This window comes from Nocardia yamanashiensis (genome assembly GCF_021183565.1).
Taxonomy (GTDB): domain Bacteria; phylum Actinomycetota; class Actinomycetes; order Mycobacteriales; family Mycobacteriaceae; genus Nocardia; species Nocardia yamanashiensis.
The window spans coordinates 2,021,754-2,038,699 of sequence record NZ_CP089226.1 but is presented as its reverse complement, the minus strand read 5'-3'; the positions used below and the strand labels follow the sequence as shown (position 1 = coordinate 2,038,699).

Genomic DNA, 16,946 nt, shown 5'->3' with positions numbered 1-16,946 from the left:
TTGTGCTACCGTCGCCGACGTGGAAGCCTCCGGAGTGCAGACCGTCGCCCGCGCCCTATCGGTTCTCGACTGCTTCCGGAGCGGCGAGGAACGCGGCGTCTCCGAGGTCGCGCGTCAGCAGGGGCTGGCGGTCAGCACCACCCATCGTCTGCTGGCCGCGCTCGTGCAGGCCGGCTTCCTGGAGAAGGACGAGCTGTCCAGCCGGTACCGAATGGGCGGCGCCCTGGCCGAATACGGGCAGATCGCTTATCGGCAGCACCGCATCTACCTGGCCGAACCCTGCCTGGAACAACTGGCCGCCACCACCGGTGCCAGCGCTTCCGTCGCCATCCGGCACAGCATTCACGCCGTCCTGCTCGGCACCAGCCGCTGGCGCGAATCCGACGGTCACGCCCTGATGGGCGTCCGTCTCCCCCTGCACGCCAGCGCCCTCGGCAAAACCCTGCTGGCCTTCTCCGACACCCCCGACGACTTCCTCGAATCCCTCCCCTACGACGAGGGCACCGATCGCTCCGTCTCCACCCCCGCCGAACTGCGAGCAGAGCTGTCCCGCACCAAATCCCGCGGCTACGCCTACAACAACGAGGAACTGGATCCCGGTTTCCGCACCATCGCCCTCCCCATCCTCACCCCCACCGGCGACTGCCGCTTCGCCCTCGGACTCCGCGGTCCCACCAGCCTGATGATCCCCGAACGCCTGCCCTTCCTGGCGGATCTGGCGAAGGTGACCGCCGCCGAAATAGCCGACCGCTTCGCCGCCCCTCAGCCCTGAACGCGATAAACCCGCGACTCCCGCACCCGGAACCCGAGCCGCTCATACAACCGATTGGCCGCCACCCGTTCCGCCCGCGACGTCAAATCCACCGTCCGCGCCCCCGCATCCCGCGCCCGCGCCTTCGCCTCCTCGATCAGCGCGGCGCCCACCCCCTGCCCCCGCGCCGAATCATCCACCACCACATCCTCGATCCGCGCCCGCAACCCCGACGGAATCGGAAACATCACCAAACTCAATGTCCCGACGATCTTCTCCCCGCTCCGAGCGACCAACACGGTAGTGGATTCCGCAGAAACCAAGCGCCCCAACGCTTCCCGATCCAGCTGCCGCGCCGTACCCGACAACTGAGGCACCAGCCTCGCGAAAGCCTCCACGATCTCGTCATCGATCACGGTCAGCGTTTCCACAGTGACAGCCATCCGGCCACCGTACTGCCCGACCGGCCTTGGTCTCCTATCACCGCTCGGAGCTATGACCGAATGCCGCACCAGGCGGCGAAGCTGCGGACCGATTCGCTGGTGCGGGCTTCTTCGCGGGCGAGTACGCGGATCGTTTCGTGGACCATGGGATGCCAGCGCACCATGGACGGGGCGATGGATTTTGCGGTCAGGAGGGTGGGGAGGACGAGGGATTTGTTTCCGTGCAGGAGGTGTGCGCGGGCTACGTCGATGTAGTGGTGGCCGGAGCGGGATTTGGGGGTGTCGGCGGGGATGACGAGTTGCTGGGCACGGGCGAGGGCTTCGGCGGCATCCATCATTTCGACCGACAGGGCCACCGACCAGATGCCCACGTTCGTCGGGCCGAAGACGAGGACCTGGTCTCGATCGTGGCCGATTCTGTTCACGGTCTCGACCGCTTCGGCGAGGTGGGCATCGGCCATGTCGCGTGATCCGGCGCGGGCGGCGGCTAGGCCGGATTGCAGGTGCAGGCCGCCCCAGGCGATGAGGTCGGGTTCGGCGCCCAGACCCAGGCGGTCCTCGATCTGGGTTCGGCAGCGTTCGAGGAAGGCGAGGGCGGTCTTCCAGTCGCCACCGTTGGTCAGCAGGGTCGCGCGGTGGAACTGGGCGGCGGCGATCCAGAGATGGTCGCCGGATTCGTTTGCGGCCCAGGTCATTCGGTCGACGGAGAGGGCGGCCAGGTCTTGGTAGCCGAGTTTGTGGGCGAGGCTGCGAGCGTTGTAGTAGAGCTCGGCGAGCAGGACGAAAGCGCGATTTCGATCGTGTCCGATGCTGCGGTGAACGAGCGCCCGAGCCTCGGTGAGCAAGGGCGGCAGAATCGCGGCGAGCTTCGGCGACGCCGCATCGCGCCGGTACTTCCGGGTTTGCAATACCTCGATCGAGAAGGCCGGGAGCGGCCGTACCGTCACATCGGGCGCGTCCATGTCCCAGGCGGCGAGTTCATTGCGCAGCAAGGCGATCGCCGCATGGATCTCGCGGTCTTCCGTGGTGGTGGGTGCATACGGCTGTCCGAGCAGCTCGGGAACGCTGGTGCGGAGCGCCTTCGCGCACGCCGACACATACGCCGGCGTCGCCGCGCGCCGACCCTGCTCCACCGCGCTGATCAACGCTTTCGACAGCCCGGTCTCCATGGCAAGGCGCGACTGGGTCCAACCCTTGAGTTTGCGGGCCTCGGCGACTCGCTCGCCGACACCGGACGAATCATCGATCATCACGGCCTCTAATTCCACTCGGATCCCGCCTCCGAGAGTCCCACAAATTGTAGGAGTTGGCAGGCGGGATCTGCCGGAGCCTGAGCGGAAGGCATCGTCGGCCCGCCGGTCGGCAACGCACCTGTTCGAATCCCCGAGAGGCAGGTCCGATGGCGCTCACCCACCACGAAGCGAAAGTACTGGCAGCGCTGGCCTTCTCGGCGACAGCAGCGGCCCTCACGGTCAGCGAACTGTGCAGATTCACCGGACTGTCCGGATCCTCCGTCCGCCGGGCGCTGCTACGACTCTCGCGCGACGGCCTGGCGGTCGACACGCATGGGGTTCCGGCGCGGTGGCAGCCGACCGAGCGTGGCGGGATCGCGATTCGCCGCCCGTTCTACCGCAAGTACGGAGGCGTCCGGTGATCGCCGACATCCAACCACTCCATCTCCGGCCGGCCGTCGGGTTCATCCGACGTGCCATCTCGGCCGGTGCCCGCGCCCGCGATGAGGACGAAATACACACCACGGCAGCACGACTCGGCTACAACATCGCAGCCATCGTCTACGACGTCTCCCGGCGCGGCACCGCCATCAATCAACTCATGGCAATCGCGTGGAGCGAGGACGCGGAGGCCATCGTCATTCCGAGTCGTGCGCACCTGCTCGCCGCATCTATCGACGATCTACTCCCCTTCGGGGACGTGATCCTCGTCGATTCCGGGCAGCGGTTCACAAAGCCCGGGCATGGTGTGGCAGTAGTGGATTGAGCCTCGGTCGCCGAGATGAGGCGCCCCACCTTCTGATCTCACTCGGCGCCGGCACCAGGTCTACCAGGGAGATGGTGCCCGATTTCGTCGGCTCGCACGACGAGCAAGTCCACACAATCATGAAGATGCGGGAGCGGCTCCCCGAGATGCTCCCGCACCAAGGCAACGGCGTGAACAGGCGCACCAGACGTAAGCAGTTCGTCGAACCGAGCCTGGGCATCCGACGACATCCGATTCCACAGTTCGCGGGCCGCATCTCGCTATCCCCCGCGGCTCTAGAACTCGCGCAGCCCGCGTGAAGATGCGCGGCCGGCACTGACGGGCCGGCTTTTGGCCATCAGCTAAGCCTGGACGTCGGTTGGACCCTGAGCAGCCCTCAGGTCACCCCCGGACAAACCCAGGGATGCAGCCGCTTTTCAGTGCTGGAGGCCCCGGATACCGGCCGCACGCAAGTGAAGTTATCCGAAACAGATTCCCTTATGTTGGGCGGGTGAGGGATCCCATGCGCGAAATCAACTACCCACCGCAGCAATTCGATCATCAGTCTGAGCGAGCCACCTCCAGCCTCGTACGCTGGGCGACCGTCGGCTTGGTGGCTGGGCTCGTCACCGGATTCGGCGGCGGGGTCATCGACGGCTGGCACGCGTGGCACGTCATGTACGCCGTCGGCGGGGAGATGTTCGCAGGCGGCTACGCCGCGCCCTGGAACTTCGCGACCGTCGTTCCGATCACGCTCGGTCTGACAGCCGCATTGATCGTCGGCTCTCCGATCACAAAACTGCTCACCGCCCGGCAGGTGCCCACGCGCCGCGTACCTGGCACCGTACGGATCCGAACGACGGTCAAGGACGAGCACTCCGAGTCCTGCTCGCCACCATGGCCTCTACGATCGTCTTCGCCGCCGCGTTCGCGCTGATCACCGATCAGATCTACATCCGACCTGAATTCGACGTACTTCTGCGCTGATCGGGAGAAGTTGAGGACGAGTCGACGGCGCGGGACGCGCTGATCCGAAGCCTGCCGACCGCACCATAGCGCTCGAGCCGTGTGCTGAGCAGTCGGATTGCGATCCAGGGCCCCGGTAAGCACCTCGGGTTGAGACCGAGACGTCGAGACGCGAAATATGCTGGTGGCGTGTATGTTCCGTGCTCGATCTTCCGGCGTACTCCCCTGGAGCGGGCTGACCTGGAGCTGGCGTGGCATCGCGATGACCAGTGGTTCTTCGCCGCCGGGGCCTGCCACATCCTCGCTTACGCCTTCCTCGACCTGCATGCGCGCGGGTTTGCCGCGGTCGGATTGTGGCCGGCGGCGGAATCCGATCCCAGCCATGTCTACGTCAGCGATGGGGTGTGGGCGTTCGATCACTGCGGTTGGACTTTGGAAAGGGAGTTGCTCGCTGCGTCGCGCGCCGCTGAACCGACTGCGAACTTTCAGGGCCGCCGACTGGATATGGGGTTGGATGAGCTGTGCGCCAGGCATTGGCATCGCACCCGCGCGGAATTCCTCCACGATCCTTGGCCGCGGGCTTGCCGGTACATCGCAAGGATGGACACTCGTTCCTAGGTCAAGTCGATTCGCTCGCTCGGGTGCGGGTTGCGGTCGGGGTCTCGCCGGTGTGCCTGCGGTAGATGCGCCGGAAAGCCGCTGAGTCGGCGTAACCTACCGCGCCTGCGATCATGTCCACGGGTTCGCGTGTGGTCGTGAGCAGGGTGACTGCTTGGCCGACTCGGAGGCGATGAACGAATTGGGTGGGTGAGACGCCGACGCGGTCGCGGATGCGGCGGGTGAGGGTGCGTGGGGAAACTGCTGCGGCACTGGCTAATTCGTGTAGTGACAGTTGGCGGTGCAGATTGGCGTGTACGTGTTGCTGCACGGCGCGCAGGACTGGATCGGTGGAGCGTAGATGCTCGAGCACCATGTAGCGCGACTGCGACATGCGGGCATCGAGGACCAGGTAGTGAGCCACCTGTTCAGCCAGTGCTCCGCCGCCGAGGCGGGCGACGAGGGCCAGCATCAGGTCGGCGTGGGCGAAAGCGGCACCTGCGGTGAGGATTTCGCCGGCGTCGACCACCATGCGATCAGACTGCACGGTGACATCGGGGTAATCGCGTGCCAACAGCGGCGCCAGCCACCACGTTGTCGTGGCGGCCCGGCCCGACAGCAGACCCGAGGCCGCGAGCACGAAGACCGCAGAGCAGGAGGCAGCGACCGTCGCACCGGAATCGGCTGCGCGCCGGATGCTTTCGAGAATCGGCACGGTCTGCGGTCGGCTCAGCAATTCCTCGACTCGCGCTTCGCTGGTCGCGGACGGCCCCGGCAGCACCAACACATCGCCGGGTTCGAACTCCAGCGCGCCGAACGGCGTTTCGGTATCGACGCTGATCAACCGCCCACCGCTGGACCGGACCGGCAGCCCATCGAGCGATACGACACGCTGCCGCAGCCGCCCGCCCGTCGTCTCACCGGCGATCCCCGCCGCCGTGTCGATGATGTCGATGCCGAGGCCGAGCGCACCTTCGAGCACACCGTCCAGCGCGAGGTGGGTAATCATGTGGCGAGATTAGACCGAAGAGTGGCGATCCCGCCAATGGTGCCGCGCGGACCTGCTGCGGCAGGGTTTGCGATGTGCAGCAATCTCCCCCACAGGACTCCCTCGACGACGACCTCGCCGATTTCACACCGCGCTCGATCACCCTCGACGGTGTGACGCGCACGGTGTACGTCAGCGGCACCGGACCGGCGGTCATCATCATGACGGAAATGCCCGGCATCAGCCCCGATGTAGCCCGCTTCGCCCGCTGGGTGCGCAACGCCGGCCTCACCGTCTACCTGCCGTCATTGTTCGGCCGCGACGGCGCCTACCCCGAGGCCGAGGCCGGCTTGGAAGTCTTCAAACGAGCCTGCGTCAGCGCAGAATTCCGAGCCTTCGGCGCAGGCAAATCCAGCCCCATCGCCATCTGGCTCCGCGCCCTCGCAGCCCTGGCCCACCGCGAATGCGGCGGCCCCGGCGTCGGCGCACTGGGCATGTGCTTCACCGGCAATTTCGCGCTCACCATGACGCTCGAACCCGCGGTGCTGGCGCCGGTCGTATGCCACCCGTCGCTACCACTGGATGAGCCTGGCGGACTGGAGATTTCACCCGAAGAACTCACCGCCGTCCGCGACCGTCTCGACCGCGACGATCTCGTAGTCCGCGCCTACCGCTTCGAAGGCGACCGCTTCTGCACCGCCGAGCGCTTCGCCGCCTACGCCACCGCCCTGGGCCCCCGCTTCGAACCCCGAGTGCTACCCGCCGAATCAGCGAACCCCGCACCGCCACCATTCTTCTCGAAGATCGTCGGCTGCCCGCACAGCGTGGTCACCGCCCACCTGGTCGACGCCGAAGGCGAGCCGACCACCGCCGCCCGCGACGAGATAATCACCTTCCTCGTGGAACGGCTGACCACGGACGTCCCATTGCAGGGATAGAGCGTCCGCCGACCGCACAGCATGGAGGCCTTCAACCTAATGTCGCAACCCGCTCGTACGGGACCTGCTGAAACCCGTTCGTGCACCTGCCGATAGGACCCAGAATGGGATATGGATAGTCGTTTCCAGCCCGACGCCGAGCATCAGCTGCTAGCCGCCCTGGCAGGGCTGTTGGTGGTGCTGATCGGGCTGGCCGGAATCGGATACGGTTCGGCAGTAGTGTTCAACGGTTTCGCGTTCTTGTCCGGGCATGGCACAGAGCGGACCGTGTATGTCGAATCGGTCGACATACTTTGGGGTGAGACCAGTAAGGATGCCACGGAAGGAGTCGGGTACTACCTCGATGCCGACGGGACTCGCCACGCTTGCAGCGTGATACAGGATGGCTTGAAACCGGGGGCACAAGTGCAGGCCCGCTCCCCCGTGATCCCGATTCATCCGCCCTCGGTGTTCTTCGACCACGGCGAGGCCCGGGACATCATATTTCTGGCGCTTTTCTTCACGATCATGGGCGGCGGCCTGACGCTGGGATTCGGATCGTTCCTGCTCTCCATAGGGCGCTTCTAGCCCGGAGCTGTCGGTTCCCTCCGACTTGCGCCCGATGCGCAGTTCCAGGTGGCCGCACATGATCGAGGCGTTCAGAGCAACGTCATGGTGGTGTGGATCAACCTAGGCGGCGACCATGCGAACGGTGGTGCAGGAGTACTCGGTCGTGGACGAACAGGGACGGACCGTGAACTGCGGATATCAACGCCCCCAAGCGGATTGATCCTGCCGGATCTGGCGCGGCGTGCGAGTAGAAGGATCCGGCCCGCAATGGGTCGGGACGGTACTGCGGATGTAGGCCGACTGCGGGTCGTCGGTTAGGGAAGGTTGTGGTGGAGTGTCCGGATGCAGGAGGACTACAGCCCCGCTCGTTTCTATGGGCCTGCGCGCCCGCTCATGGTGAACGGACGCGAGATCACCAGTGAGGCCGAGCTCAGCGAACGTGAGTACTTTCAGCTGTTCGCCCAACGACCCGGAATGTACATCGGCTACGGGTCTGTGCGGGGTGTGGTGTGCTTCCTCGACGGGTACGACTTCGCGGCCCGCCGTCATGGCGAGCAGGGCTTGAACGGCTTCCGGGAGTGGATACTCGCCCACTATGGTCGCGGCGAAAGCAATCTCGTCTGGTGGGCACTGATCGAAGATATCGCGTTGCCGGACAAGGAATTCGGCGTCGACCGCACACCCGAACAGGAATCGCAGTTGATGGCGGCGATCTTCGAGCTGCTCGACAAATTCCTCGCCGAACGCGAGAGTGCGGTGTAAGCGTCCCCCATCGAGCTGAGCCGATTCAGGCCGTCCTCAGGTCAGCATACTTGCCTGAGCACGACGACGATCGAGGCTACGAGGTCCAAAGTTGCTTCGCCTTCGGCGTGTAACCACAACAGTGAATCTGCTGGTTTCGTATGCGACCAGCGTTCCGGGAGCCCCGGTGGCAACGGCATGGACGGGTCGAGCGTTGTGGCCTTGAAATCGAGGAATGTGATGCTCTCGCGGGGCGCTCGCTGGATCGCGAAGTAGTGGATGTCGCGGACCGACAAGTTGATTCCGCCGTGGTCGAGTCGGTGATTGACAGGTTCAGGTGTTCGAGCGCTCGCTTCGGCGGACCGGCTGACCCGGGTACGTGGTGTGTCGGGCGGGGCCTGCACGATATCGCTATGTCCTTTGTGTTCCGGGTTCACCAGGTTTTCGGTGACCGTCCCTTCGCTGAAGCCGGTGATCCCGTGCTCGTCGTTGATGATGAGCGTCAGAATTTGGTGGCCGTGGCGGGGGCTTACGACCATCTCGGTCAGTCGTCGCCGGTTGGGGTATACAGCCGCGACAGTCTGGCTGGCTGTGCTTTTGTGCGGGCTCGTTTCCCGGTGCACGCTATGGCTTTCCATCCCACGCTGCCGTTGCTCGCTGTCGGCTCGGGCAGCTACGACGGTGGTTACCACCTCGAAGGAGAGCTGCTCCTGCTGGACCTGGAGACAGGGAAGGTTACCTCGCTCATCGAGCATTGGAGCGGCCGCGAAGTCCTGGGGTTGCAATGGCTCGACGATGATCGGTTGCGGGTGCAGATGTCACCGCCGGACGACTATCGGGATGAGAACGCCTGGGTGGAAGGGCATGTCGCGGTGGTCCATCGCGCCGATTGGCGTTCGGTGCCATCGAACTCGATCACCGGATATGAACTGGCCGGACCACGGGTACCGCTGCCGCGACCGGACAAGAGGGCTGACGCCGGCCGGCGGATCGGGGAGTTGTCCTCGCGATGAGAAGTGCGACGGAATATTCGTGCGATCGAGCAGCTCTCGGACGGCAGGATCATCGCCGCGCTCGACGGAGTAGGTCTCGAATCGTGGCTGCCGTCCGGGCAGCAGCAGTGGACCGTTCCGGACAACCGCGGTGGGCGGGACATCGTCGTGGTCGGCGACGAACAGACGGCCTGGACCAATCTGGTCACAAATGGTTGGGCGAGTCTCCATCGGTGGCCCGGATCTGCCTCGAGGACGGCCGGCAACTCGATGCCCTGAGCCTCTCTGATCCGGTGTCGCTCGTTCGTTGTGCCGACGGCACGCCGGCGCTGGTGCCGGAAGGTTCGAACTCCGAACGCAGCCGGCTTCGCATTCGCCGCGGCAGCCGGGTGTACTTCTACGACATCGAGCCCAACGAGGACGCGTTGGGGATCGATGAGTACGAAATACGGCTGGCGACAGCTCCTTTGGAAGAGGCACCGGCGGCCGGATGCCCGCGTGCGCCCCAACCGGCTGACTTCACACGAGTCTTCCCTTTCTCATGGGTGCCAGGCGAAGCACATTTCGCGGGTCCTGGTGTGGAGGCAGCGGACGGTGATCTGGTGTATGCGAGCAGTGTCTATCACGGTCACGGTCTGCAACCCGGCGGATCGTTCGTCGTGCGCCGCAACACGATAACCGGCGAACCGAACTGGATCTTCCGCACCGATCACAGGGCCACCTGCCTCGATGCCGACTCCGAGTTCGCGTATATCGGTTACGAGGATGGTGAACTCGTGGCGCTCGAACTCGATTCCGGCACGGTAGTTCAGCGCCAGCACCTGATCGTCGCCGGGATGCCTGTCGTACCGACCGCAGTGACTGTAACGGGGCACGGGCAATTGCTCATCGGCACCGATGACGGGCGAATCCTGCTGTGCTCAAGCGGATGACGGCAACAACTTCTCGATTGCCCACTTATGGGGACGAGATGAGGGACCTGTCGATGCCCAGGGTGGCTATCAGGTCTTCGTGTAGTTCGAACCAGATGCGGTGGGCGGAAGTGGGGGTGGTGCCGGTGATCAGGTCGGGGTTTTCGGTGGCTTGGGTGAGTGCGGTGGTGAGTCGGGTGTCGTAGCCGGAGAAGCGGGCTAGCTGGTTGGTGAGTTGGGTTGTCAGCGGGGTTAATTCGGTTGCGAGGGTGTTCAGTTCGGACAGGATTTGGGCGTCGTGTTGCGGGTCGTCGTGGTTGTTGTCGTGCATGCTGCCGTCGGGGAGGATGGTTAGTTGCCAGGCTGTGCAGGCTTGGGTCAGGCGTGCGTTCAGGGGGAGGAATGCGCGATAGACGGTTTCCACCAGTGCTTTTGCTTCGCAATTGGCGAGTTCGTGGGCGAGTTGGCGCTCGTTTTCCTGGCGGCCGCTCGTGGTGAGGGACCAGCCTGCGTCGGGTCCGAAACGGAAGTGGCTGATCCAGCCGTGTTCGCGGAAGGTCCGCACGTGGGACTCGGCGAGGCCGGTGGGCATTCGGTATCTGGCGGCGACCGCTTGTGTGTTGACGAATCCGCCGAGGCGGATGGCGTGCAGCGCGAGCAGTGAACTGGCTGAAACGTGCGTCATCTGGGGATTGCCTTTCGGATCACTGCCAGGGGGCATCGGCGGTCGGTGCAGCGGAGGCACGGACGGATCCGGTGGTTCCGTCGACCGAGACGATTCGATGCTGCGCCAGCACCTTCATCGCTCCTTCGGCTGCGACCACGGCCGGGATTCCGTACTCGCGGGCGACTATCGCCGCATGGGACAGGATGCCTCCGATTTCCGTCACCACCGCAGCGGCAATACCGAGTAGGACGGTCCACGACGGATCGGTTGTGCGGCAGACGATTACATCGCCGGGCTCGACCGTGCCGAAGTCGTCGACGCCGGATATCAGCCGGACCGGACCGGTGGCGACGCCTCGACTGACCGGGATGCCGGTTACTACATCGCCCGCGAGCGTTTGCCTATCCATAAGTCAACTAGTAGTTGACGCTGCCCGATTCGTCAACTACTAGTTGACGCACGGCGAGGGTCGTAAGTTCTCGCCGACGGCACATCGAACCGAGGAGTCGCAATGGAAGCCTTCGAAAGCGCTGCGCGCCAACATGACGAGTCGTCCGGCAGGCGGGCGGCGATCGTCGGTGCAGGGATCGCCGGGCTGGCTGCGGCTTTGCGATTGCATCAGCAAGGGTGGGATGTCGTGGTGGTCGAACGTGCGCCGGGTCGCCGCAGTGGCGGTTACCTGCTGAACCTGCACGGGCCCGGGTTCGACGCTGCCGAGCGGCTCGGGCTGTTGCCGGCGTTGCGGCCGCGCGATATCGGCTTCTTCAACTCGGTTCTCGTCCACGCCGACGGGCGGGAGAAGCTCCGGATTCCCAGCGCTGTCACCGAGGCCGCTGTCGGAGATCGGGCGTTGAGCTTGTTTCGCGGTGATTTGGAATCGGCGCTGTACGAGGCTGTTGCCGAGTTCGCCGATATTCGCTTCGGCACTACGGTGCAGGCCGTCGTGCAAACTCCGGGGAAGGTCGAAATCACGCTCAGCGACGACACCCACCTCAGCACCGAGCTCCTCGTCGGCGCCGACGGCGTCCACTCTCAGGTTCGAGAACTCGTATTCGGTGCCGAGTCAGAGTATTTCGTGGACCTGGGCCATGCGGTCGGCGCATTCCCCTTGGACACCGCGCCCGACCATATCCCGGATGGCGTCGGCAACACGTATATCGGTCCCGGACGCACGGCCGCGGTGATGAACATGGGATCGGATCGATCCTCGGCGTTCTTCACCTACCGCTCCCCCGCCCCCGATGCCGAACTCGCACTCGGCGCCGCATCCGCCCTCACCCAGGCGTTCGGGGATCTCGGCGGCGGTGTCGCCGAAGCGCTCCGTCAGCTCGACACCGCGCCCGGCAACGCCTACTTCGATTCGGTCGGCCAGATCGTGATGAACCGCTGGAGCCAGGGCCGCGTCGTCCTGCTCGGCGACGCGGCGTGGTGCGTAACGGTTTTCGCCGGATACGGCGCCGCCCTCGCCCTCGACGGCGCCGACCGGCTCGGCGCAGCGCTGGCAGACCATGGCGACGACATATCCGCCGCCCTCGACGCCTGGGAGACGGCACTGCGGCCGGAAGTGGACAAGCGGCAGGCATTGGCGCGCAAGGGAATCAGCCGATTCGCTCCGTCGTCACGCGCCCAGGTGTGGGCCGGCGAAATGATGCTGCGCGCAATCCAGCTCCCGGGCATCCGCGGCCTGGTTCAACGCGCCATCCAACGCGCCAACAACTAGCTGCTATCCGATCGCCAGCCACCGTCGAAGGATCTGTTCGACGGCCGGCTGCTTGGCCTTGATGTCGTCGAGGCTGTCGAAGCTCAAGATGCCGCGAATATCGGAAGCCCACTGCACCAGGCCCGACGGGTCTTCCATCACGGGAGCGGCCTTCTTGTCTTCCTTGCGGGTCGAACCCATATGCAGGATGAGCTGAACCTTGTTGTCCTTGTTCTTCAGATTGAAGGTCACCCGATCCTCACCATCGAGGACATAGCTGGGCGCACTCCACTTGACGTGTTCCTCGAGGCTCGGCTCGGTCTCCAAGATGATCGACTGCAGGGTGGTGACCTGCTCGCGGCGGTCGGTGTCCAGCTCGTTCAGGATGTCGGCAACAGAACCGTTCTTGGCCATAGCCGAATGGTAGCTGCGCTTGTTTCGGTCATTCCTCGGCGTACTGGATGGCGTCGATCTGCTCCTGAACCACCTCGGCGCGCGCAACCAGCTCAACGCGGTCTGGTTCGGTAAGGGTTTCCGCGCCGAGTTTCTCGAAAACGCACGAGAGCGTCGATCGCAAGTCCTCGAGCTTGTCACCTGAATCCACGAGTGCTCACCCTACGGGCAGTGCGGTGAACGGTTACTGTTGCCGCGCGAGGGATTCAGACGTCGAGTGCCATGCACACGTCCGGATTCGTCCAGTTCGATACGCACACAGGTACAGCCAGCGCGATGCCGATCACGACGCCGAATATCAGAGCAGGTGCCGGATGTGGACGGCTCGCCGAAACCACATGTCTCGGCCTCGTGAGGTACTCGCCGACCGCGAGGGTGTGGGCAACTGCAGCTGCGCCGAGAGCGATTGTGGCTGCCCACATCAGGAGCAATGCGGCCTCTTGGGCCTCTGAGAGATCAAGGATGGGAATGTACCCCAGGAACGGTGCGATACCGGTGACCTGGAGCGCGATTAATACGAACAAGGACCAGAGGATTCCGAGCGACCACAGCGGCCTTGAGATCCGTTGGGCACCAATGCATTCAGCGGCCTCCCCCGGCCGAACACGTTCGGTAGCCGAAACCGCCACCACCAGTGTCGCCGCAATCACCAGTTCCAGAACCAGCAGTCGTGTCGCCTCACCCGCATACCTGTCCGACGAGCACGGCCATACCGGGTGAACAGGGGTCGCCAAAAACCCATAGATGCACCCGACCAGCCACAAACCGGCCGCCAGACCCAGAAAACCACGACGACCATGTCGCACCCACCGCCCTACACGTTCGTATCGCGTCGTCGCGCTCGGCGCCGAACCCGCACCCACAGTGCCCCCTCCACCAATCCGTCACCGACGAGCGCGGATTGCGGTGTCCCCGACAGCCTCAACCGGCGATTGACTTCGCTCAGCCGAACACCAGACTACGGGCCCGGCCGCTGCGGCGAAGTGTCACAGGACTGTATTACGCTGCGGCTCAGTGGTTGTCGGCACACGGTGGGTGCTTGCGAGGTCGGAGGGGATTCGTGTCGTTGACACAAGGGTCGGTGGTCGCGGGCTACGAGATCGTACGGAGAATCGGTGCGGGCGGCATGGGTGCTGTATATCTCGCGCGGCACCCACGGTTGGTTCGGAATGTGGCGCTGAAGGTACTGCATGCTGGACTTGGCGCCGAGCACGAGGCTCGGGTGGCTTTCGATCGCGAGGCCGTCCTCGTTTCGCGCCTCGAACACCCCAATATCGCCACCGTGTACGACCGGAACAACCTCACCGATCCGTATCTTTGGCTGTCGATGCGCCATATCTCCGGTGGAGATCTCGGCACCCTGCTCGCTGCCGCTCCCGGGGGTCTGGACCCGGAGCTGGCGGCTGAGCTGCTCACCGGCGCGGCACGCGCTCTGGACTATGCGCATGACAACGGCGTGCTGCACCTGGATGTCAAGCCGGCCAATATCCTGATCGACCGGGACGGCGACGGCGAACGAGCGGTCTTGACCGACTTCGGGATCGCCCGGGCACTCGACGATGCGGTGAGCGCCTCCGGCGTCGCGGCGACCTTCACGTATGCGGCACCGGAACGCCTGGACCCGGAATCCGAGGTCGATCATCGTGCGGACGTATATTCGCTGGGCTGCACCATGTTTCAGCTGCTGTCCGGTCACCTGCCGTTTCCGGATGGATCATCGATCGCGAACCGCACACAATTGCGCGAACGCCCGCCTTCGATCCGCGAACGCATGCCCGAGCTCCCCGCTGGAGTCGACGCGGTGATCACAGCCGCGCTGGCGGGGAATCCCGCTGACCGATTCGCGAGCTGCGGCGAGTTCGCCACCGCTCTCACGGAGGCACTGACGAGCAACGCGGCTGCTCCGTCTCCGGCAGTGCGGGCCACGCCGAGACTTGTGCAAAATGCCGAACCGTATGCCGCCGAAGCCGAGTACCGGCGTGCCGCCGAGGCCGGTGACACGGACGCGATGCTCGATCTCGGGGCACTGCTCAGTCGACAGGGCAAATCCGTCGAAGCCGAATCATGGTGCAGACGTGCGGCAGTCAGCGGCAGCGTCGATGCGATGAACACCCTCGGCTGGCTGTTGCGCCAGCGCGGCAAATCGGCCGAGGCGGAGACATGGTATCGGCGAGCGATCGAGAAGAACGATGCCGACGCGATGAACAATCTCGCGATCATGCTGAATACGCGCGGTGAGCAAGCTGAGGCGGAGATCTGGTTGCGGAAGGCCGCCACTGGTGGCTGCGTCGATGCGATGAGCAATCTCGGTCGGCTGCTCCAAGAACGGGGAGATCTCGCCGAGGCCGAGATGTGGTGTCGACGGGCTGTCGATCACGGCGCGCCGGGTTCGCTGCTCGAACTCGCGATTGTGCTCCGGCAACAGGGCGACCTCGGTGAGGCCGAGATTTGGTACCGGCGGGCCGTGGATGCCGGAAGTACCTATGCGCCGGCGGGTCTCGCGTCGCTGTTGCACATGAAAGGTGAGCACGCTGAAGCCGAGCGTTTCTACCGGCGTGCCATCGACGGCGGCAGTGTCCAAGCGATGAGCAATCTCGGTCGGTTGCTCCAGGAACGGGGGCAGCTGGTCGAGGCCGAAATGTGCTGTCGCCGCGCGATAGACCAGGGCGATGACGTCGCGACGCATACGTTGGCGATCGTGTTGCTGCGCCGAGGCGAGTTCACCGAGGCCGAGTCATGGTTCCGGCGTGCGGTCGACCTCGGGGATACTTTCGCGCTGGATGGTCTCGCCACGGTGCTCGAACATCGCGGCGAGCTTGCCGAGGCCGAGATCTGGTATCGCCGTTCAGCGTCCGGCGGCAGCATCGAGGGGATGTACAACCTCGGCAGGGTGCTGCGCGATCGCGGCGAGAAGAACGAAGCCGAGACTTGGTTCCGGCGCATCGCCGACACCGAGGATGTCGGCGAGTTGGTATATCTCGCAGATCTGTTGCGGCAGAGCGGAAAACTGGCCGAGGCCGAGATCTGGTATCGGCGTGCGGCAGACAGGGGCGATGCGCGCGCGGGTCACAGCCTCGCGTTCCTACTGAAAGGGCGAGGGCAGCTGGACGAAGCCGAATTCTGGTATCGCCGGTCGATCGATAATGGAAACCCTGCGGCGGTCGTCGGTCTCACCGCATTGTTGGAACAGCGCCGTCGGCTCGGAGCAGCCGAAGCGACATCGCGAAGCGACGGGGTCGGTGAGGAACCCACTGGCGGCTTGACCAACTTGACGAATTTGCACACCCTGAGCTGAGCGGATTCGCCGTACGGGTCGAGTCGGCGGCGATTCATCAAGGCAGCCATGCAGACTCCGTCGAGAATAGAGGCTGTGGATCCACAGAGCACATCGATGCAACCCTCTGGAACATGCAGCGCCGGAACGCGTTTCGAACACCCCATCGAGACGCTCGATGCCGACGACTACATCGCCCGAGTTCAAGCCGAGAACGCCGCCGGGCAGTGCTTCATCTGCGAGCTGGCCGACGAGCAGACGACTCGCGAGCGCGAAACCGTTGCCTATCGTGATGAACATTGCGTCGTGTTCTTTCCGCCCTGGCCGCGGCTCTACGGCTACTGTTTGCTCGCACCTCGGCGGCATGTCACCAACGTCGTGTCCGACTTCAGCGAGAACGACTATCTCGCATTGCAATTGCGTGTTCATCGGCTCGGGCGGGTCCTCGCCGAGATCACGCCGACCGAACGCCTTTACGTGTTCAGCTTCGGGAGCATGCAGGGTGTCTCGCATGTTCATTGGCATATCGCGCCGCTGCCGCCGGGTGTCCCGTTTCGTGAACAGCAGTTCGCCGCGGTCGACAAGCTCGAATACCTCGTGATCGAGAAGGCCGAGCGGGAGGAACTGGCGGCGAAAGTCGGGGCGGGCATGACCGGCCTCGGCAACCGGTCGTGACCCCGCCCGAACCCGGAGACCGGGATGTTCGGGGCCTTACGGGTAGCAGTCCCAGCCGTTGACGTAGGCCGGTGCGCTGCCGATATTGCCGGACATGGTCTGAGATTCGATGGGTTTGCCGTCGAAATCGATGATCAGTGACGGTTGCGTTCCGCAGTTGTAGGTGGCCGGTGTCGGGCTGCGCCGGGTGATCTGCCAGGGGCCCTTCATGGTATCGCCTTGTGCGACAGTGCCTTCCATGGGTTGACAGTTGCCGCGGCCGGTGACCGTGACGGTGTCTCCGTCTTTGTAGCCCGCCGGCGGCACGATGATTGCCTCGTCACAT

The 16,946-nt window shown here is 64.6% G+C and carries 23 protein-coding genes; 13 read left to right on the top strand and 10 right to left on the bottom strand.

The window, feature by feature from the left end; all coding sequences use genetic code 11:
- Positions 1-19: 19 nt before the first annotated feature.
- Positions 20-772, top strand: a complete 753-nt coding sequence (locus LTV02_RS09825; RefSeq protein WP_233039693.1) for an IclR family transcriptional regulator — start codon at positions 20-22, stop codon at positions 770-772.
- Here LTV02_RS09825 and LTV02_RS09820 read toward each other — a convergent pair.
- Positions 763-1,194 (bottom strand): GNAT family N-acetyltransferase, encoded by a 432-nt coding sequence (locus tag LTV02_RS09820; RefSeq protein WP_233039691.1) that lies wholly within the window; start codon positions 1,192-1,194, stop codon positions 763-765. The genes LTV02_RS09825 and LTV02_RS09820 overlap by 10 nt on opposite strands.
- Before the next feature lie 50 nt (positions 1,195-1,244).
- Positions 1,245-2,444: a helix-turn-helix domain-containing protein gene (locus tag LTV02_RS09815; RefSeq protein WP_233039690.1), complete on the bottom strand. Its 1,200-nt coding sequence runs from the start codon at positions 2,442-2,444 to the stop codon at positions 1,245-1,247.
- A 149-nt stretch (positions 2,445-2,593) separates the two neighbouring features.
- Here LTV02_RS09815 and LTV02_RS09810 point away from each other — a divergent pair, with 149 nt between their 5' ends.
- From LTV02_RS09810 to LTV02_RS09795, 4 genes are all read left to right on the top strand, one after another.
- The gene (locus LTV02_RS09810; RefSeq protein ID WP_233039689.1) at positions 2,594-2,848 is read left to right on the top strand and encodes a MarR family transcriptional regulator; all 255 of its coding nucleotides are present in this window, start codon (positions 2,594-2,596) and stop codon (positions 2,846-2,848) included.
- The gene (locus LTV02_RS09805) at positions 2,845-3,192 is read left to right on the top strand and encodes a hypothetical protein (protein WP_233039687.1); all 348 of its coding nucleotides are present in this window, start codon (positions 2,845-2,847) and stop codon (positions 3,190-3,192) included. The genes LTV02_RS09810 and LTV02_RS09805 overlap by 4 nt, the downstream gene beginning before the upstream one ends.
- Before the next feature lie 502 nt (positions 3,193-3,694).
- Positions 3,695-4,108: a hypothetical protein gene (locus LTV02_RS09800; RefSeq protein ID WP_233039686.1), complete on the top strand. Its 414-nt coding sequence runs from the start codon at positions 3,695-3,697 to the stop codon at positions 4,106-4,108.
- 218 nt (positions 4,109-4,326) lie between these two features.
- Positions 4,327-4,755, top strand: a complete 429-nt coding sequence (locus tag LTV02_RS09795; protein WP_233039684.1) for a hypothetical protein — start codon at positions 4,327-4,329, stop codon at positions 4,753-4,755.
- A gap of 1 nt (position 4,756) precedes the next feature.
- On the opposite strand, the gene LTV02_RS09790 is transcribed toward LTV02_RS09795, so the two are convergent.
- The gene (locus LTV02_RS09790) at positions 4,757-5,743 is read right to left on the bottom strand and encodes a GlxA family transcriptional regulator (protein ID WP_233039682.1); all 987 of its coding nucleotides are present in this window, start codon (positions 5,741-5,743) and stop codon (positions 4,757-4,759) included.
- 74 nt (positions 5,744-5,817) lie between these two features.
- On the opposite strand from LTV02_RS09790, the gene LTV02_RS09785 reads away from it, so the two are divergent.
- The 3 genes from LTV02_RS09785 (at position 5,818) to LTV02_RS09775 (ending at position 7,971) form a co-directional block, all read left to right on the top strand.
- The gene (locus LTV02_RS09785) at positions 5,818-6,660 is read left to right on the top strand and encodes a dienelactone hydrolase family protein (RefSeq protein WP_233039681.1); all 843 of its coding nucleotides are present in this window, start codon (positions 5,818-5,820) and stop codon (positions 6,658-6,660) included.
- Positions 6,661-6,771: 111 nt separating this feature from the next.
- Positions 6,772-7,227: a hypothetical protein gene (locus LTV02_RS09780; RefSeq protein ID WP_233039680.1), complete on the top strand. Its 456-nt coding sequence runs from the start codon at positions 6,772-6,774 to the stop codon at positions 7,225-7,227.
- 324 nt (positions 7,228-7,551) lie between these two features.
- A complete protein-coding gene (locus tag LTV02_RS09775; RefSeq protein ID WP_233039678.1) occupies positions 7,552-7,971 on the top strand; it encodes a hypothetical protein in 420 nt (139 codons plus the stop codon).
- Positions 7,972-8,012: 41 nt separating this feature from the next.
- Here the strand turns inward: LTV02_RS09775 and LTV02_RS09770 are convergent, their stop codons facing one another.
- On the bottom strand, positions 8,013-8,489 hold the full coding sequence (locus LTV02_RS09770) for a hypothetical protein (RefSeq protein ID WP_233039677.1): 477 nt from the start codon (positions 8,487-8,489) through the stop codon (positions 8,013-8,015).
- An 87-nt stretch (positions 8,490-8,576) separates the two neighbouring features.
- On the opposite strand from LTV02_RS09770, the gene LTV02_RS09765 reads away from it, so the two are divergent.
- A complete protein-coding gene (locus tag LTV02_RS09765) occupies positions 8,577-8,963 on the top strand; it encodes a hypothetical protein (RefSeq protein WP_233039675.1) in 387 nt (128 codons plus the stop codon).
- Between the two features lie 212 nt (positions 8,964-9,175).
- The gene (locus tag LTV02_RS09760; RefSeq protein ID WP_233039674.1) at positions 9,176-9,874 is read left to right on the top strand and encodes a PQQ-binding-like beta-propeller repeat protein; all 699 of its coding nucleotides are present in this window, start codon (positions 9,176-9,178) and stop codon (positions 9,872-9,874) included.
- A 25-nt stretch (positions 9,875-9,899) separates the two neighbouring features.
- On the opposite strand, the gene LTV02_RS09755 is transcribed toward LTV02_RS09760, so the two are convergent.
- Both LTV02_RS09755 and LTV02_RS09750 read right to left on the bottom strand, forming a co-directional pair.
- Positions 9,900-10,538 (bottom strand): hypothetical protein, encoded by a 639-nt coding sequence (locus tag LTV02_RS09755; RefSeq protein ID WP_233039673.1) that lies wholly within the window; start codon positions 10,536-10,538, stop codon positions 9,900-9,902.
- A 19-nt stretch (positions 10,539-10,557) separates the two neighbouring features.
- Positions 10,558-10,929 (bottom strand): PEP-utilizing enzyme, encoded by a 372-nt coding sequence (locus LTV02_RS09750; protein WP_233039672.1) that lies wholly within the window; start codon positions 10,927-10,929, stop codon positions 10,558-10,560.
- A gap of 102 nt (positions 10,930-11,031) precedes the next feature.
- Here LTV02_RS09750 and LTV02_RS09745 point away from each other — a divergent pair, with 102 nt between their 5' ends.
- Positions 11,032-12,240 (top strand): FAD-dependent oxidoreductase, encoded by a 1,209-nt coding sequence (locus LTV02_RS09745; RefSeq protein WP_233039671.1) that lies wholly within the window; start codon positions 11,032-11,034, stop codon positions 12,238-12,240.
- Positions 12,241-12,243: 3 nt separating this feature from the next.
- Here the strand turns inward: LTV02_RS09745 and LTV02_RS09740 are convergent, their stop codons facing one another.
- Genes LTV02_RS09740 through LTV02_RS09730 form a run of 3 tightly spaced genes read right to left on the bottom strand, consistent with a single transcriptional unit; the run spans position 12,244 to position 13,478 of the window.
- Positions 12,244-12,633, bottom strand: coding sequence for a DUF1801 domain-containing protein (locus LTV02_RS09740; protein ID WP_233039670.1), 390 nt, complete (start codon positions 12,631-12,633; stop codon positions 12,244-12,246).
- 28 nt (positions 12,634-12,661) lie between these two features.
- Entirely contained in the window at positions 12,662-12,823 is a 162-nt protein-coding gene (locus tag LTV02_RS09735; RefSeq protein WP_157762029.1) for a hypothetical protein, read from the bottom strand.
- 55 nt (positions 12,824-12,878) lie between these two features.
- Positions 12,879-13,478, bottom strand: coding sequence for a hypothetical protein (locus tag LTV02_RS09730; protein WP_233039669.1), 600 nt, complete (start codon positions 13,476-13,478; stop codon positions 12,879-12,881).
- A gap of 254 nt (positions 13,479-13,732) precedes the next feature.
- Between LTV02_RS09730 and LTV02_RS09725 the strand changes: the two genes are divergently transcribed.
- Both LTV02_RS09725 and LTV02_RS09720 read left to right on the top strand, forming a co-directional pair.
- Positions 13,733-15,967, top strand: a complete 2,235-nt coding sequence (locus LTV02_RS09725) for a serine/threonine-protein kinase (protein ID WP_233039668.1) — start codon at positions 13,733-13,735, stop codon at positions 15,965-15,967.
- A 75-nt stretch (positions 15,968-16,042) separates the two neighbouring features.
- A complete protein-coding gene (locus LTV02_RS09720; protein ID WP_233039667.1) occupies positions 16,043-16,621 on the top strand; it encodes an HIT family protein in 579 nt (192 codons plus the stop codon).
- Between the two features lie 36 nt (positions 16,622-16,657).
- Here the strand turns inward: LTV02_RS09720 and LTV02_RS09715 are convergent, their stop codons facing one another.
- A complete protein-coding gene (locus LTV02_RS09715) occupies positions 16,658-16,861 on the bottom strand; it encodes a hypothetical protein (protein ID WP_233039665.1) in 204 nt (67 codons plus the stop codon).
- Positions 16,862-16,946: the final 85 nt, after the last annotated feature.